Annotated in this window: 15 protein-coding genes; 5 read left to right on the forward strand and 10 right to left on the reverse strand. The window is 64.6% G+C overall.

Annotated elements, in window-relative coordinates; genetic code table 11:
• Positions 1-81 precede the first annotated feature (81 nt).
• The 5 genes from QQL24_RS00205 to QQL24_RS00225 form a co-directional block, all read right to left on the reverse strand.
• Positions 82-546 carry an META domain-containing protein gene (locus tag QQL24_RS00205; RefSeq protein ID WP_284309857.1) on the reverse strand — a complete coding sequence of 155 codons (465 nt, stop codon included), beginning with the start codon at positions 544-546 and terminating at the stop codon, positions 82-84.
• 146 nt (positions 547-692) lie between these two features.
• Entirely contained in the window at positions 693-1,127 is a 435-nt protein-coding gene (locus QQL24_RS00210; RefSeq protein ID WP_284309858.1) for an arsenate-mycothiol transferase ArsC, read from the reverse strand.
• Between the two features lie 6 nt (positions 1,128-1,133).
• Positions 1,134-1,616, reverse strand: coding sequence for a UPF0262 family protein (locus QQL24_RS00215; RefSeq protein ID WP_284309859.1), 483 nt, complete (start codon positions 1,614-1,616; stop codon positions 1,134-1,136).
• 154 nt (positions 1,617-1,770) lie between these two features.
• On the reverse strand, positions 1,771-3,069 hold the full coding sequence (hisD, locus tag QQL24_RS00220; RefSeq protein ID WP_284309860.1) for a histidinol dehydrogenase: 1,299 nt from the start codon (positions 3,067-3,069) through the stop codon (positions 1,771-1,773).
• 303 nt (positions 3,070-3,372) lie between these two features.
• Positions 3,373-3,804 (reverse strand): DUF2948 family protein, encoded by a 432-nt coding sequence (locus QQL24_RS00225; protein ID WP_284309862.1) that lies wholly within the window; start codon positions 3,802-3,804, stop codon positions 3,373-3,375.
• Between the two features lie 196 nt (positions 3,805-4,000).
• Between QQL24_RS00225 and QQL24_RS00230 the strand changes: the two genes are divergently transcribed.
• The 3 genes from QQL24_RS00230 to QQL24_RS00240 are packed head-to-tail and all read left to right on the forward strand — an operon-like array spanning position 4,001 to position 6,725.
• Positions 4,001-5,674, forward strand: coding sequence for a thiamine pyrophosphate-binding protein (locus tag QQL24_RS00230; RefSeq protein WP_284309864.1), 1,674 nt, complete (start codon positions 4,001-4,003; stop codon positions 5,672-5,674).
• Positions 5,671-6,141, forward strand: coding sequence for a c-type cytochrome (locus tag QQL24_RS00235; RefSeq protein ID WP_284309866.1), 471 nt, complete (start codon positions 5,671-5,673; stop codon positions 6,139-6,141). Before QQL24_RS00230 ends, QQL24_RS00235 begins: the two co-directional genes overlap by 4 nt.
• The gene (locus QQL24_RS00240; protein ID WP_284309868.1) at positions 6,138-6,725 is read left to right on the forward strand and encodes a hypothetical protein; all 588 of its coding nucleotides are present in this window, start codon (positions 6,138-6,140) and stop codon (positions 6,723-6,725) included. Before QQL24_RS00235 ends, QQL24_RS00240 begins: the two co-directional genes overlap by 4 nt.
• Positions 6,726-6,803: 78 nt before the next feature.
• On the opposite strand, the gene QQL24_RS00245 is transcribed toward QQL24_RS00240, so the two are convergent.
• Positions 6,804-7,493: a Crp/Fnr family transcriptional regulator gene (locus tag QQL24_RS00245; protein WP_284309869.1), complete on the reverse strand. Its 690-nt coding sequence runs from the start codon at positions 7,491-7,493 to the stop codon at positions 6,804-6,806.
• Positions 7,494-7,771: 278 nt separating this feature from the next.
• Here QQL24_RS00245 and QQL24_RS00250 point away from each other — a divergent pair, with 278 nt between their 5' ends.
• Complete coding sequence (locus QQL24_RS00250) at positions 7,772-8,974, forward strand: D-alanine--D-alanine ligase (protein ID WP_284309870.1); 1,203 nt, start codon at positions 7,772-7,774, stop codon at positions 8,972-8,974.
• Between the two features lie 123 nt (positions 8,975-9,097).
• On the opposite strand, the gene QQL24_RS00255 is transcribed toward QQL24_RS00250, so the two are convergent.
• From QQL24_RS00255 to QQL24_RS00270, 4 genes are all read right to left on the reverse strand, one after another.
• Positions 9,098-12,607 carry a molybdopterin cofactor-binding domain-containing protein gene (locus tag QQL24_RS00255; protein ID WP_284309871.1) on the reverse strand — a complete coding sequence of 1,170 codons (3,510 nt, stop codon included), beginning with the start codon at positions 12,605-12,607 and terminating at the stop codon, positions 9,098-9,100.
• Positions 12,604-13,095 carry a (2Fe-2S)-binding protein gene (locus QQL24_RS00260; protein ID WP_284309872.1) on the reverse strand — a complete coding sequence of 164 codons (492 nt, stop codon included), beginning with the start codon at positions 13,093-13,095 and terminating at the stop codon, positions 12,604-12,606. Before QQL24_RS00260 ends, QQL24_RS00255 begins: the two co-directional genes overlap by 4 nt.
• A gap of 236 nt (positions 13,096-13,331) precedes the next feature.
• Positions 13,332-14,270, reverse strand: coding sequence for a choline ABC transporter substrate-binding protein (locus QQL24_RS00265; protein WP_284309874.1), 939 nt, complete (start codon positions 14,268-14,270; stop codon positions 13,332-13,334).
• 222 nt (positions 14,271-14,492) lie between these two features.
• Entirely contained in the window at positions 14,493-14,795 is a 303-nt protein-coding gene (locus QQL24_RS00270) for a SemiSWEET family sugar transporter (protein WP_284309875.1), read from the reverse strand.
• Between the two features lie 218 nt (positions 14,796-15,013).
• On the opposite strand from QQL24_RS00270, the gene QQL24_RS00275 reads away from it, so the two are divergent.
• Positions 15,014-15,445 (forward strand): winged helix-turn-helix transcriptional regulator, encoded by a 432-nt coding sequence (locus QQL24_RS00275; RefSeq protein ID WP_284309876.1) that lies wholly within the window; start codon positions 15,014-15,016, stop codon positions 15,443-15,445.
• Position 15,446: the final 1 nt, after the last annotated feature.

The raw sequence follows: 15,446 nt of genomic DNA on the forward strand, positions 1-15,446 counted from the left end.
CACTAGGTTCGTAAAGGCTCTTAAGTGAACCGCATTAGGTCGAAAGACCGGCCTTCTTCATATCCATAACCCACCCGCGCCTTACGCTGCCGGCTGGAACTTCATCTCGCCGTAGGGCCCGCGGAAGGTCAGCGTGTAGCCGTCATAGAACCATTCCTGCGAGGTGCGCATCACGAACAGGAAGACCTGCTCGTTGTGCATCAGGCGGTCCTCGCATTTGCGCTTGGAGATGGCGACCGGGCCGATGACGAGGCGCTGGTCCTGGCGCGGCAGGATGGTGGCCGACCAGTTGTTGCAGGCCGAAAAGCCGATGCCGCGGTTCATGTCCGAGATCAGGATCGTCGGCCGGTCGTCCTTGAAGGTCTGGTCCTTGTAGGAGATTGCCGCGAAAGTCCGATTCAGCGGGAAAGGCAGCGATGTCTTGTTGTCCAGGGGCTTGGGCAGCGTCGGCGGCACATTGTTCGGCGGTACGGAACCGAACATCGAGCAACCCGCCAGGGTGAAGGCCGACAGGGCGGCAAGAGCAAGGGGACGCAGAACGCGCATCAAAACCTCCGGTTCATCGCGGCGCACGATAGTGGGGGAGCGAGAAAATCGCAACGCGGCTTATACAGTTTAGCTGTGTTTAAAAGAATGACGTTCTGGCGGTATGGTTTTTCTATGTCCGGGGGAACAGCGGCGGCCCCTTGTCCTCAGCCCAATCGTGCGGTGATGCGGTCGATCAGGCCTTCGCGCAGGGCACGATAGGCATCGAGCTTCTGGTCGCGGTTGCCACTGGTCAGGCTCGGATCGGCCGTCGGCCAATATTCGACATCGGCGGCCAGGGTGCGCGTGAGGTCGAGCGCCTTGTGGTGCGCCTCCGGCGCCAGCGTGATGATGAGGTCGAAGTTGAGCCCCTCCAATTCGTCCAGCTCCTCGAAGCTGTGCGGGCGGTGTTTGCCGAGGGAAATGCCGATCTCGTCCAGCACGATCGGCACGAAGGGGTCGGGCTCCCCCGGGCGCACGCCCGCCGAACCGAAGAAGATCGAGCGGCCGAAATAATAGCGCCCGATCGCCTCGGCCATGGGCGAGCGGATGACGTTGTGCCCGCAGGCGAACAGGACCGACTGTGGACGGCGGCCCCCCATCACGTCTCAGCCTTTCCAGTACAACGCGCTGATCAGGGTGAAGAGCCGCCGCGCCGTGGCGAGATCGAGCGCGATCTTGCCGGCGAGGCGCTCGCGCAGCAGTTCGGACGCCTCGTTGTGCAGGCCGCGCCGGGCCATGTCGATGGTCTCGATCTGCGAGGGCGTGGCCATGCGGATGGCGGTGTAATAGCTGTCGCAGATCGCGAAGTAATCGCGCACCACGCGGCGCAGCGGCGTCAGCGAGAGCACATGCGCCACCACGGGCTCACTGTTGACATTGCGGATGTCGAGGACGAGACGGCCATCCTGAAGCGAGATGTGCAGGCCGTAAGGTCCGGTATCGTACCCCACGGGCGCGAAGACATTCTCCTCGATCAGGTCATAGGCGGCCACGCGCCGCTCATGCTCCTGGTCGGGGCTGCCGCGACCGATGCTGCGCTCATCGAGATGAACGGCGATCAGCCGGCAATCGGGGCCGAATTCTTCCAAGCCTGGTCCTCTACAACTATCTTGGCCTTGGCGCGCCGCGTCATTCCGGCTGGAGCGAAGCGAAACGCCGGAATCCATGAACACAGTCCTCTCAGGATAGTGTTCATGGATTCCGGGTTCTCCCTTCGGGAGCCCCGGAATGACGTCGCTCCGCTCATAGCACGCGATTGCTGCGGATCGAAACCGAGCGCGCGTGGGCGGCGAGCCCCTCCGCCTCGCCCAGGGTGATTGCCGGCGGGCCGAGGGCCGCGAGCTGTTCCGGCCCGCATTTGAGGATGGAGGTGCGCTTCATGAAATCGAGCACGCCGAGGCCGGATGAGAACTTGGCCGAGCGGGCCGTCGGCAGCACATGGTTCGAGCCGCCGACATAATCGCCGATCGCCTCCGGCGTATGGCCGCCGAGGAAGATGGCGCCGGCATTGCGGATGCGTGCGGCGAGCCCCTCGGCATCAACAGTGATGATCTCCAGATGCTCCGCCGCCAGCCGGTCGGCCAGGGCCGGTGCCTCGTCGAGGGAGCCGAGCGTGATCACCGCGCCGAAATCGCGCCAGCTCGCGCCGGCGATATTGGCGCGCGGCAGGGTCTCGAGCTGCGCCGCCACCTCGCGCTCCACCGCATCCGCCAGCGCGGGGCTGTCGGTGATCAGGATGGATTGCGAGGCGGTGTCGTGCTCGGCCTGCGCCAGCAGGTCCGCTGCGATCCAGGCCGGATTGGCGCTATCATCGGCGATGACGAGCACCTCGGAGGGGCCGGCGATCATGTCGATGCCGACATGGCCGAAGACACGGCGCTTGGCTGCGGCAACATAGGCATTGCCCGGGCCGGTGATCTTGGCGACGGGGGCGATCGTCCTGGTGCCATAGGCGAGGGCGGCGATCGCTTGCGCGCCGCCGATGCGGTAGATCTCGTCGGCGCCGGCAAGCTTGGCCGCCGCCAGGACCAGCGGGTTGAGCAGGCCGCCGGGGCTCGGCACCACCATCACCACGCGCGGGCAGCCCGCCACCTTGGCTGGGATGGCGTTCATCAGCACCGAGGAGGGATAGGCGGCCGTGCCGCCGGGCACATAGAGGCCGACGGCCTCGATGGCCGTCCAGCGCCAGCCAAGCTCGACGCCAAGTGCATCGGTGAAAGATAGATCTGCGGGCTTCTGCCGTTCGTGGAAGGCGCGGATGCGCTCGGCCGCCAGTTCCAGTGCCTTCAGCGCCCTCGGCTCGCATTCGGCGCGGGCGGCATCGATTTCCGCCTGCGTCACGCGCAGGGTGCCGGGCGCCAGGTCGAGATGGTCGAAGCGGCTGGTATAGTCGATCACCGCCTCGTCGCCACGGGCGACGACATCCGCGATGATGCCGCGCACGGAGGCATCGACATCCTCGGAGATCTCGCGCTTGGCGGCGAGCAACGCCGCAAACGCCGCGGCGAAATCGGCCTTTGAACTATCGAGCCGAACCGGCATGGCAATCCTCTGGAAGATGAAGGGCAAGATGGAGGCGAGGCGCGAGCCTGCCGCCGCACCCTATGAAGAATTTTCGGGCGGAAGTCACCCCGCCTTGTCTCGATGAAAGGGCTGCCTTTTCCGGGTGCCTTGCTGGCCGAAGCTGCGGAAACCGGGAGGGGCGATCACCGATCGCCCTCTTCGCATTCTGCAAAATGCATCGTTTCCAAGATTGTCGATCGGTGATCGACACTCCCGCTCTGCGTGTCACTGTGCAACGTTAGCGCCTACGGGCAAGATGCCCGTGCACCCGGAGTGCCGTCCTCAGGCCCTTACAGGCGGCGGGGAGCCGCAGGGCCAGGCGGGACCGAGATCGGACATCGCCGCTTCCAGGCACTCGACTTCGAGGCGGATGGCCCCACCGCCTTCGAAGAACAGGGTCACCTGGCCGGCCGGATCGTCGCTCGCCTGGAAGGAGATCGACAGCAGCACTTCGGACTTCTCGCAATTCTGCTCGAAATGCGAACGCTTGACGCCGAGCACGCGTTCGAAATGCAGGCCCGAACGCCGGCGCGTGCGCTCTCCGCTCTGCGCGCCGCACCAGTCATAGCGATCGACCACCAGCGCGAAACGCTTCTCGCGCGGCAGGAAAGCCATGTCGACAGGCTTGACGGCCGCATCCTGCAGATGCGTCGAGATGACCTCCAGGTCTTCGCCGTCGAAGGCAAGCAGCTTGAGGGGCTCAGGTGACAACATGATCTGGATGTAATGTTTGGTCGTTCGTGGGGCAAGGGGTGACCTTCCGGGTGCACGGGCATCTCGCCCGTTCTTGAACCTGAGCGTTTGAGGGGAGAGAAGAACGAGCAAGATGCTCGTGCATCCGGACCCACGCCACGGGGTTGCCTTGCCTTCCAGACGGCGTATGAGAAGGGCAGTCCTTTCGAGAGTATCCATGACCCAGTTTCCTTCCCGCAATGGTGGCCGCCTGATCGTCGATGCGCTGGTGGCTCAGGGTGTCGAGCATGTGTTCTGCGTGCCGGGCGAATCCTATCTTGCCGTGCTCGACGCGCTGCATGATGCGCCTATCAATGTCACGGTCTGCCGGCAGGAAGGCGGGGCGGCGATGATGGCGGAGGCCGCGGGCAAGCTTACCGGAAGGCCGGGCATCTGCATGGTCACGCGCGGGCCGGGCGCCACCAATGCCTCGCATGGCGTCCATATCGCCATGCAGGATTCGACCCCGATGATCCTGTTCATCGGCCAGATCGAGACCGGCATGCGCGAGCGCGAGGCCTTCCAGGAGGTCGATTACAAGGCCTTCTTCGGCTCGATGGCGAAATGGGTGGTGGAGATCGACAAGGCCGAGCGCATCCCCGAACTCGTCACCCGTGCCTTCCGCGTCGCCATGCAGGGGCGCCCCGGCCCGGTGGTGATCGCGCTGCCGGAGGACATGCTGGTGGACATGGCCGAGATCGCTGACGCCGCCTATGTCGAGCCCGCGCAGACCTGGCCCGGCAATGCCGACATGATGCGACTGCAAAGCCTGCTCTGGGCGGCGAAGAAGCCTTTCGTCATCGCGGGCGGCTCGGGCTGGTCGCCGAAGGCAATGGCGAGCCTGGTACGCTTTGCCGAACGCTTCGACCTGTCGGTTGGCACCTCCTTCCGCCGCCAGATGCTGTTCCCCGCCGATCATCGCAACTATGCCGGCGATGTCGGCATCGGCCCCAATCCCAAGCTCGCGCAGCGTGTGAAAGAGGCCGATCTCCTCATCCTCGCCGGTGGGCGCCTCTCGGAGATGCCGTCCTCTTCCTACACGCTGGTGGATATTCCCACCCCGAAACAGCAGCTCGTGCATATCCATGCCGGCGCCGAGGAGCTCGGGCGCGTGTACCAGCCGACGCTCGCCATCCACGCCTCTGCCCAGGCCTTCGCCTCGGCTCTGGAAGGATTGCAGCCGCCCAACAGCCTGCCCTGGTCAGGTGAAACGCGGCAGGCCAACCAGGATTTCCATGCCTGGACCGACGAGCCCAAGCCCATTCCCGGCAGTTTCCAATATGGCGAGGCGCTTCTCTGGTTGCGCGACCGCCTGCCCGAAGATGCCATCATCTGCAACGGCGCCGGCAACTACGCCGTCTGGGTGCAGCGCTATCTGCGCTTCCGCCGCTTCGGTACGCAGCTTGCGCCGACCTCCGGTTCGATGGGCTATGGCGTGCCCGCCGCCGTGGCCGCCAAGGCGCTCCATCGCGACAGGACGGTGGTGTGCTTCGCTGGCGACGGCTGCTTCCTGATGAACGGCCAGGAATTCGCCACCGCCGTGCAGTATGAACTGCCCATCATCGTCGTCGTCGTCGATAATGGCATCTACGGCACCATCCGCATGCATCAGGAACGCGAATATCCTGGCCGTGTCTCGGCGACGACGCTGAAGAACCCGGATTTCGCCGCCTATGCCCGGGCCTTCGGCGGCCATGGCGAGACGGTTGTGACGGCAGAGGAGTTCGGCCCGGCCTATGAGCGGGCGCTGGCGTCCGGAAAGCCGGCCATCCTGCATTGCCGGCTCGACCCCGAAGCGATCACGCCGACGACGACAATCGCGAAGATCCGCGAACAGGCATTGGCGAGATGACCTGGGAGCGCGGACATCACAGCGACATGCCTGCATGTCGCGATGTCCGCTCTTGGAAACGGGGCGATTGGGTAAAGGGGGCGGACTGGAAGTCCGCGCTCCCAGTAGCCCTCCTCCTCCTCGCCACCCCCGCTCTCGCCGCCGATCCCGCCAACGGCAAGGCCAATTTCACCAAATGTGGCTTCTGTCACCGCATCGGCGAGGGCGCCAAGAATGTCGTCGGCCCCGAGCTCAACGGCGTTGTAGGCCGCCCTGCCGGTTCCGTGGTCGGCTATGCCTATTCGCAGGCCATGAAGACCTCCGGCAAGACCTGGGACGAAGCCTCGTTGAGGGCCTATCTCGCCGCACCCTCCGCCTTCATCCCCGGCACCCGGATGACGTTTGCTGGTTTGGGCGATCCGGCCGTGATCGACGACGTCATCGCCTATCTGAAAACCTTCAAGCCGGATGGATCGCCGGCGCCATGAGCGAGCCCCTGCAGAACCGCGTCACGCCCTTCGGCGAGATCGTCGCGCTCAGCGCCCGCGGCACCATGATGGGCAACCGCGGCGGCCGGCTGCATGACGATCACAAGCGCCTGCGCCGGCGGCGCTGGGCCTCGAAGGCCTGGATCTGCTGCGAGCTCCACTTCAAGGGCTGGCACCGCGAAGTGATGGCGCCACGCAATACCTATACCGAGCTCTTCTTCCTCGACGAGGTCACGGCGCTGGCGGCCGGCCACCGCCCCTGTTTCGAATGCCGGAGGGCGGACGCCAAGGCCTTCGCGGCGGCGTTTCCAGAGAAGGACGCCCTCGCCGGCCGCATGGACGAGATCCTCCATGCCGAACGCCTGGCCGAGCATCGCATTGAGACGGCTGCGGACCTGCCTGATGGGGCGGTGTGGGCGGATGACCGGGAAGCCTTCACGCGCCGAGAGGGCGGGGTGTTGCGCTGGTCGCCGGAAGGCTGGCGCGAGGTGGCGGATTGGCAGGACAAGCCGGTGCGGCTGTTGACGCCGCCGGCAGTCGTGACGGCGCTGCGCAATGGGTTCGAGCCGAGATGGCACCGGTAGCACAGCCGCCCTGGGACCGCAGGCTGTCGTCACAACCATCAAGATGGTTGTGACTGAGATGCCTGCGATCCCAAGGGATCAATCCGCCAGTGCCGCCGAAATCCGCTTGTTGAGCTCCTCGGGATTGACCAGCGCCAGCGCGCCTCTCGTCTTGGCCACCAGCCCCTCCTTCTCCAGCGCCGACAATTCGCGCGACACCGCTTCGCGGCGGCAGCCGATGCGGGCGGCGAGGTCGTGGTGGAAAGGGGGCGGCGAGAGCACGCGCTGGCCGGAATGGCCGGCTCGGGGCTGGGAGAGGCGGATCAACTCGGCATAGAGCCGGTGCTTGGTCTGCAAGAAGGAATGCTCGGCGAGCTTGGTGTTGAGCGCGCGCACGCGGCTCGCCAGCAGGGTGAGGATCTGCCTGCACACCGAGGCGTTGGTGGTGATCAGCTCCATGAAGATCGGACCGGAGATGATGCACATCTGCGAGCGGTTGAGCGCGGTGACATTGGCCGAGCGGCCGACGCCGTCGATGGCTGAAAGCTCCCCGAAGAACTGCCCGCCGCCCAGTTCCGCCAGGATCACCTCCTTGCCGGTGATGGTGCGGTAGAGCACGCGTACCTTGCCCGACAGCAGGAAGTAGACGTCATTGGAATTGTCGTCATAGTCCACGACCAGTTCGTTCTCTTCGAACCTGGCCCAGCGTACCCGCCCGTCATACGCCTTGATCGTTGCCTCGCCCAACGAGTGGAACAATGGAATCTGCGACAGGGTATTCGACATCATTCCTCCGGCCGGCGGGCTTTCTTGTGCGCAAGGTGCTTCATGGCGCGTGTCGTGGCAAGACCGCGTTTGCCTGAGCTACACCGAAGGACCGAAGCCCGGCGTGATTCCGCCGTTTGCGGACGAATTCGGAGCCGCCGGCGCGTGATCCGCCTGTCCCGGTTTGCCTCGCTGCGCCCCGCATCCTATTTTCGCACAAACGATTCGGCTTATTCCATAGCGTTCCGCGATTTGGCGTCATCGCCAGGAATCGCGAAGACGCGCCAAACCAAGGGTACACGATGTCGAAAACGCGCGTCGCGGTGTTGTTCGGGGGGCGCTCGCCGGAGCATGACGTCTCCATCGTCTCCGGCCTGCAGGCGCTCAACGCGCTCGACAGCACGAAATATGAGGGCTTCCCGGTCTATATCGCGGGCGACGGCGCCTGGTTCACCGGCGATGCCCTGCGCAACCGCGCCAACTACATCCCCGGCGAGGAGGCCCGCAAGAACCTCGTCCGCGTCGATCTCGACCTCTCCGCCAACAAGGGCCAACTGATCCCGCGCAGCAAGGGCGGCTTCTTCGCAAAAAAGCCCGAGCCGATCGGCTTCGACGTGGCGCTGCTCGCCTTCCACGGCAATATCGGCGAGGACGGCCAGATCCAGGGTGTGTTCGAGACCGCCAACGTGCCCTATACAGGCGCGCGCACCATGGCCTCGACCATCCTGATGGACAAGGCGATCACCAAGCGCGCCTTCGCCGGCCGCGGCATCGGCATGCTGCCGGATGCGGTGGTCAACCGCCCTGCCACGGGCCTGATCCCCGACAAGGCAAGCCTGGAGGAGGCGCTACGCAATATCGCCTTCCCGGTGATCGTGAAGCCGGCCCATCTCGGCTCCTCCATCGGTGTCGCCAAGGCCGAGGATATCGACACGGTGCGCCAGGTGCTGCCCTCCATCTTCAAGTTCGACACCCAGGCCATCATCGAGCCCTTCGTCGAGAACCTGGTCGAATACAATGTCGCGGTGCGGCGCGAGAACGGCGCCGTCGTCACCTCGGCCATCGAGCGGCCCAAGCGCCAGAGCGACCTGCTCGACTTCAAGACCAAATATATGTCCGGCGGCTCCAAAAAGACCGGTGGCGGCAAGCAGCCCGGCGCCTCCAGCCAGGGCATGCTCTCGCTGACGCGCGACATCAACCCGGATATCCCGGCAGGGTTGGAGAATTCCATCCGGCAATGGGCGAGCGAGGCTTTCCAGGCGGTCAACGGCACCGGGGCGCCGCGCATCGACTTTCTCTCCAATGAGAAGACCGGCGAGGTCTGGCTCAATGAGGTCAATCCCTGCCCGGGCTCCTTCGGCTACTTCCTCTGGGAGGCGGCGGCCAAGCCGGTGCTGTTCACGGCGCTGCTCGACCAACTGATCGAAGAAGCCAAGGTCTGCCACCGCGCGGCGCAGTTGCCGAGCGACCCGACACCGGTGGATGCGAGATTGTTCAAGCGGTGACTGGGAGCGCCGGCTTCTTGCCGGGTGCACGGACGTCTCGTCCGTTCCTTCTTTTCGGCAAGCGTCTCGTTTCCAAGAACGGACGAGACGTCCGTGCACCCGGGAGGTTGCGTTGCCGGCGCGCTAATGCCCCGCTCGTACCACCGCCACAGTCTCCTCCACATCCGTCCACGCCGGCTTGTCCGGTGCGAAGCGTGCCCTCACATAGCGGGTGAGGTCGGCGATCTGCTGATCGTTGAGCGCCTTGCCGAAGGCCGGCATGGCGCCATGGCTGGAGTTGTCGATGCCGTCCACCAGCACGCGCAGGAAGTTCACTGGCGTAGCGGCGTGGAGGTTGGTGTTGAGGGCGAGCGGCGGTCCGTCATTGACGAGCGGCGCGCCGCGCCCGGCCTCGTGGCAGACGGCGCAGGCGCCATCGAAGAGGCGTGCGGCCGACGTGGTCGCGGGGTGGAGGGACGAGGCACTCGCCTGTACGAGGTTGGCCGCTTGTGTCTGCGCCTGCCCTGGCGTGGAGGGCGTGCTGAAGGTGGCGAGATAGACCGCCATGGCGCGGATGTCCTCATCCGGCAGGGCCTTCAATTCGCTGATCACCGGCGCCATCGGGCCTGCGGCGACGCCATGATGGGCCGAAGCGCCACTGCGCAGATAGGCGAAGAGCTCGTCCTCACTCCAGGGAATTGGCGCCGAGGACAGCAGCGTCAAGGCGGGAGTATCCCAACCCTCGGCCGTTCCGCCGGCGAGATAGGCCGCGCCGGTGCCCTCGGCTCCCAGAACGTTGCGCGTGCTGTGACAGGCGCCGCAATGGCCGAGGCCGTCGACGAGGTAGCGCCCGCGGTTCCATTGCGTCGATTGCGCGGGATCGGCCGCGAGCTCGCCGCTGCGGTTGTAAAGGAGGTTCCAGCCGGCCATCAGCGGGCGGAGATTGAAAGGGAAGGTTAGCCGGCTAGGTGGTGTTGTCTTCGCCACGGCGGGCTGCGCCATCAGATAGGCATAGAGGGCTTCGAGATCGGCCTCGCTCGTCTTGGTGAAGCTCGGATAGGGGAAGGCCGGATAGAGATGGCGGCCGTCGCGGTGGATGCCTTCGCGCATCGCACGCGCGAAAGCCGGGAAGGACCAGGCGCCGATGCCGGCTTCGGGATCGGGGGTGATGTTGGTGGTCATCACCGTGCCGAAGGGCGTGGCGAGCGCGAGGCCGCCGGCAAAAGCCGCGCCGCCCGGCTTGGTGTGACAGGTGGCGCAGGCGCCAAGCGCCGCCAGGATGCGTCCTCGCTCGATGGTCGCCGCCGAATAGACGGCGGGATCGGGCCGCGGGATCGGCGGAATGGCGCTGCGGATCGGCATCGCAATCGTTGTGAGGCCGGCCAAGCCGGCAAACAATGCACCGATGCCGCTGAGCATGGCCGTCCGGCGCCAGGATTTCGCGGCCGCCGGCTTCGCGGGTGCCTTGCCGAGGGCCGCGAGCACGCGCTCGGGCGTCAGCGGCAATTCACGGAAACGCACGCCAGTCGCATCATAGACGGCGTTGACGATGGCGGCGGCGCTGGGAACGGAGGCAGACTCGCCGGCGCCGAGAGGCGGCTCGAACTGCCGATCCATCATCATGACGTCGATGGCAGGCAGTTCCGGGAAGGCGAGGACGGGGTAGCTGCCCCATTCCTTCTCCGCCACCGCCATGGTTTGCGTGAAGCTGACTTCCTCCCTCAGCACCCGGCTGGTGGATTGCACGACATTGCCGTGGATCTGGTGCTGCACGCCGGCGGGATTGATCATCATGCCGGTGTCCTGGCCGACGACCACCCGCGTCACGCTGATTTCGCCAGTCGAGCGGTTGACGGCGACATCCGCGGCCCAGGCCGACCAGGCCGCGCCCACCCCTGGCCATCGGCCATGCACATAGCGCGCTTGGGCGAAGCCGCGCCCTTTCAGGATAGTGGCACCTTCCTCCTGCGGCGCGGGGCCGACATGAGGCTGCCATCCCGCGCGTTCTGCCGTGGCCTTGACCAGTTCGGCCGCACGCGGATCGTCGACATGGCGCAGGCGGAATTCGACGGGATCGACGCCGGCCTGCTCCGCCAGTTCGTCGATGAAGCTTTCATGAGCGAAGACATTGGGCAATGCCGAGACGCCGCGCAGCCATGAGGCGCGGGCAAGCGGCGCCATGTCATGCACCGTGACGCGCAAATTCTCATAGTCGTAGGAGGGGCGTGCCGTGCGGTCTCCCATCTGGACGACGACGGGTTCGGGAGAAACGCGGCCTGTGAGAAGCAAAGCCAGGGTCGGCGCCGTGTTCGAGGGGTAGCGCGTCTGGAAATCATAGGCGAGCAGGCTGCCGCCCGGGCCGAGAGCGCCGGCGACATCGATCAATTGTCCGGCCCCCTTCGGTTCCCACAGATGCTCCTGCTCGCGCGTCAACTGCACCCGCACCGGCCGGCCGACGGCGCGCGACATCAGGACCGCATCGGCAACCACATCGTCGGCGCAATTGCGGCCATAGCAGCCGGCGGCCTCGGCGCGGATGACCTTGATGGAGGCTTCCGGCAAACCGGTCAGCAAGGCGAGATCGGTGCGCAGCGGAAAGGGGTTCTGCGTGCCGGACCATACCGTGATGCGATCGGGCCTGACATCTGCGACCGCGCAGGAAGGGCCGATCGAGCCATGCATCTGATAAGGCCAGACATAGGTGCGGTCGAGCCGGTTCTCCGCCCCGGCCAATGCCGTCTCGACGTCGCCTTCGTCGATCAGGCGGCGCGAATGCACGGGCTGGGCCCGCAAGGCCTTGTCGAGATCGTTGAGATTCTGCCCCGTTGTCCAAGGTTTCCAGGTCACCTTGAGCGCCGCGGCGGCGGCCGCCGCCTGTTCCTCACGCTCGGCGACAATGCCGATGAAATCGCCTTCCACCACCACGGCCACGATGCCCGGAAGGCCCGCGATCGAACCATGATCGACAGCCTCCAGGCTGCGCCCGATGAAATCTCCATTGTCGATGCCGGCATAGGGCGGGCGAACGACACGGCCATGCAGCATGCCGGGCACGCGCACATCGTGCACATAGACGAAGCGGCCCGCCACCTTGTCGGGAATGTCCACCCGGCCGATGGGCTTGCCGATGATGCGATGCTCGTTCACGGGCTTCAACGGCGTTTCATGCGCGACATGCATGTGAATGCGGCGGTTGCGCAAGAGATCGGCGAAGCTCACGCTCTGGGTGGCGTCGCTGAGCGAGCGTATGACGCCGTTCTCGGTGGCGAGACTGTCCGTGGGCACCCCCAGCGTCTCGGAAGCGAGCTCGACAAGATGGTGACGGGCCTGCGCCGCGGCGATGCGCAGCGGCTTGGCGGTGACCTGGATCGTCTCGCTGGCGATGGTCGCCCCCTGGTTCGGGGTCTCCTCGGTATCGCCGAGGATCACGGTGACGCAGTCGAAGGAGACATCCAACTCCTCGGCCACGATCTGCGCGAGGGAGGTGCGAATGCCCGTACCCAGGTCGACATGGCCGCAGAAGGCGTAAACCTTGCCCTCATCGGTCAGGCAGACATGGATATCGGTCTCCCGGCCATGCGTGCCGTGATGAGGCTCGGTGATGGCGAGCACGCCGCTATGCAACAGCAAGTCGCGGCGGGAGGGAATGCTCATGACCGGGCACCCGCGTCCCGCAGCCTGTCCGCTGCCAGCCTGGCGGCGCGCAGGATTTCGATATGCGTGCCGCAGCGGCAGAGATTGTAGCGCAGTTCATTGCGGATCGTGGCATCGTCGGGATCCGGCTGGCGCTGGAGCAGGGCGGCGATGGTCAGGATCATGCCATTGGTGCAATAGCCGCACTGGGCCGCTTCGGCTTCGATGAAAGCCTGCTGCACCGGATGCAAGGCCTGCGGCGTGCCGAGGCCCTCGAGTGTCACGATCTCGCGTCCTTCGGCCAGGCGCAGGGGAAGGACGCAGCTTCGTGCCGCGACGCCGTCGATCAGCACCGTACAGGCGCCACATTCGCCGAGGCCGCAGCCATATTTGGGGCTGTTCAGTTCGAGGTCGTTGCGCAGTATGTGCAGAAGCGCCGTATTGCCCGCGGCCTCCACGGCATAGCCGGATCCGTTGACATGAAGGCGATACGAATGCGTGTCTCTCATGGCGACTGTTTCTTCGGCCAAGGACGGCTTCGCATGGAGCAGCGCCTCGCAGGAATCGTTAGTGTACACACAAGATGACCCAAGCCTGACGCTTTGACAACTGCGCGCGACCAGGGGTTGGGGGAGGCGGGCTGGTCTTTAAGACAGAAGGCGCGACTCCCGCGCACACAAATTGTGTGCGCGGGAGTCGCGCCCATCCTGGAAAGCTGTTCAGGACTATCAGCGCAGCATCGCGTTCAAAGCCCCAGGCTCTTCTTCACCGCGGGCAGGCCCGACTGGCCGTCGAAGGTGGTCACGCCGTCGAGCCAAGCATCGAGCATGCCGGGATTGGCCTTGAGATATTTCTCGGCTGCGGTGGGACCGTCCAGTCCGTCGCCGGTGATCATCTGCATCACCTGGTTCTCAAGCCCCACGGTGAATTTCAGATTGCCGATGAATTTCGCGGCATTCGGGCATTGCTCGGCCCAGCCGGTGCGCAGATCGGTATAGACGACCGCCTTGCCGAAGTCTGGGCCGAAAGTGTCGTCGCCGCCTGTCAGATACTGGATCTTGAAGTTGACGTTCATCGGATGCGGCGCCCAGCCGAGGAAGACGATGTCCTCGTTGCGGGCGACATTGCCCTGGACCTGGGCCAGCATGCCCTGTTCGGAGGACTCGACCACCTCGAAGCCCTTCAGCCCATCCTTGTTGGCGTCGATCAGGCCCTGCACCATGCGGTTGCCGTTGTTGCCGGGTTCGATGCCGTAGATCTTGCTCTGCAGCGAATCCTTGAACTTGGCGATGTCGGCGAAATCCTTGAGGCCCTTGTCATAGGTGTATTGCGGTACGGCGAGCGTGTATTTGGCGCCATCAGGCAGGTTGGCGGTGGAGACAACGATCGATTTGTCGTCGAGATAGGGCTTGCGGTCGTTCTCCATGCTTGGTTGCCAGTCGCCGAGATAGACGTCGATGTCCTTGTTCTTCATCGAGGCATAGGTGACGGGGATGGACAGCACCGTCGTCTGGGGATCGTAGCCGAGCCCCTTGAGGATGCGCGAGGAGATGGCGGTGGTCGAGGTGATGTCGGTCCAGCCGACATCGGAGAAACGGACCGATTTGCAGCTGTCCGGATCGCCCGCGAGGGCAGGGCTGGCTGAAAGCAAGGCAAAGGCGAGGAACGTGCTGAAGCGCTTCATGTCATGGTTCCCGGGATGATGACGACGATTTTTTCGCTTGTCGCTAATCCCGGCTGGAGACGCGTAACCCTCTACGCTCGGTACACTGCGGATCGGTGTCGCTGAAGACGAGATTAGGCGCTCCAGCCAAGCACGGGGAGCTGGTTCCGCCTATGTGCCTGCAGGCACTATTGCTCCCTTCCACCAAAGGCCAGGGCTACGTCTCGATTCCAGCTTGGTCGATCACCGAACAGACGGTTTCGATCTTCCCGTTGGCGAACCGGTAGAAAGCAGAACAGTTTTCATTTTCACCGACAGGATGAAGCCGGCAAGCATGAATGTGATGCCGTTGCCGAGCCAGATCGCCGGAGCATCTCGCAACGCGCCGTAAAAAATCCAGAGGCTCGTACCGGCTTCAAGCATCAGGAGTGTGGCCAAGCTGAAATCATTCGCGCTGCGGCTGCGCCAGGTCTTCACAACCTGCGGCAGGAACGCGAGTGTTGCCAGGCTGCTGGCCACGAGGCCGATATATTCGATAGCGTCCATGCCGACTCTCCCAAGAGCAAAGCGCGTTTACACGCAACCGCTCATTGCTCTAATTCCTTGTTTTAACGCGTCTTTGCGATTCTTGCCGATTCCGGAAAATCGCAAAACGCTATAGACCGCGAGCATTTGGCACCGCTCACGAAGGGTGCGCTTGCAGGTCGGACTATAGCGGTTCACTATGGAGATAGGGAGTACGTACAAACAGGACATGTAGTATCATGGATGATAGTGCTACCCGCCGATCAAGGCAGCGCAAAGCCGGTCGTACCGGCTGCGCGGTCGAAGCGACGCTTTCCGTTATCGGTGGCGTCTGGAAGCCGGTCCTGGTTTTTCATCTGCTGCACGGCAAGTTGCGCTTCAACGCCCTGTGCCGGGTCACGCCCTCGGCCACGCCGCGAATGATCACCTTGCAGCTGCGCGAGCTCGAAGTGGATGGAATCGTCAAGAGAACCGTGTTTCCTGAAGTACCCCCGAAAGTAGAATACGAGCTGACGGAACTCGGTGAGTCGCTCGCGCCCGTGCTGTTGAGCATGCGCGATTGGGGAGAACGGCTCCAACAGTCAGATTCGGCAGACTCGGGAGTGGTTGGGACAGGGCCACCACAAGCGGCCCTTTACGAGTACACCTCAAACGAGCCGACCATTGAGTAGG

Source organism: Labrys miyagiensis, assembly GCF_030160835.1.
In the GTDB taxonomy this organism is placed as follows: Bacteria; Pseudomonadota; Alphaproteobacteria; order Rhizobiales; family Labraceae; genus Labrys; species Labrys miyagiensis.

Coding starts and splice junctions, on each gene's coding strand:
- QQL24_RS00245 (WP_284309869.1), bottom strand. CDS start 7,493: ATGATGTCGAATACCCTGTCGCAGATTCCATTGTTCCACTCGTTGGGC.
- QQL24_RS00210 (WP_284309858.1), bottom strand. CDS start 1,127: ATGGGGGGCCGCCGTCCACAGTCGGTCCTGTTCGCCTGCGGGCACAAC.
- QQL24_RS00270 (WP_284309875.1), bottom strand. CDS start 14,795: ATGGACGCTATCGAATATATCGGCCTCGTGGCCAGCAGCCTGGCAACA.
- QQL24_RS00250 (WP_284309870.1), top strand. CDS start 7,772: ATGTCGAAAACGCGCGTCGCGGTGTTGTTCGGGGGGCGCTCGCCGGAG.
- QQL24_RS00240 (WP_284309868.1), top strand. CDS start 6,138: ATGAGCGAGCCCCTGCAGAACCGCGTCACGCCCTTCGGCGAGATCGTC.
- QQL24_RS00235 (WP_284309866.1), top strand. CDS start 5,671: ATGACCTGGGAGCGCGGACATCACAGCGACATGCCTGCATGTCGCGAT.
- QQL24_RS00225 (WP_284309862.1), bottom strand. CDS start 3,804: ATGTTGTCACCTGAGCCCCTCAAGCTGCTTGCCTTCGACGGCGAAGAC.
- QQL24_RS00230 (WP_284309864.1), top strand. CDS start 4,001: ATGACCCAGTTTCCTTCCCGCAATGGTGGCCGCCTGATCGTCGATGCG.
- QQL24_RS00205 (WP_284309857.1), bottom strand. CDS start 546: ATGCGCGTTCTGCGTCCCCTTGCTCTTGCCGCCCTGTCGGCCTTCACC.
- QQL24_RS00255 (WP_284309871.1), bottom strand. CDS start 12,607: ATGAGCATTCCCTCCCGCCGCGACTTGCTGTTGCATAGCGGCGTGCTC.
- QQL24_RS00275 (WP_284309876.1), top strand. CDS start 15,014: ATGGATGATAGTGCTACCCGCCGATCAAGGCAGCGCAAAGCCGGTCGT.
- QQL24_RS00260 (WP_284309872.1), bottom strand. CDS start 13,095: ATGAGAGACACGCATTCGTATCGCCTTCATGTCAACGGATCCGGCTAT.
- QQL24_RS00265 (WP_284309874.1), bottom strand. CDS start 14,270: ATGAAGCGCTTCAGCACGTTCCTCGCCTTTGCCTTGCTTTCAGCCAGC.
- hisD (WP_284309860.1), bottom strand. CDS start 3,069: ATGCCGGTTCGGCTCGATAGTTCAAAGGCCGATTTCGCCGCGGCGTTT.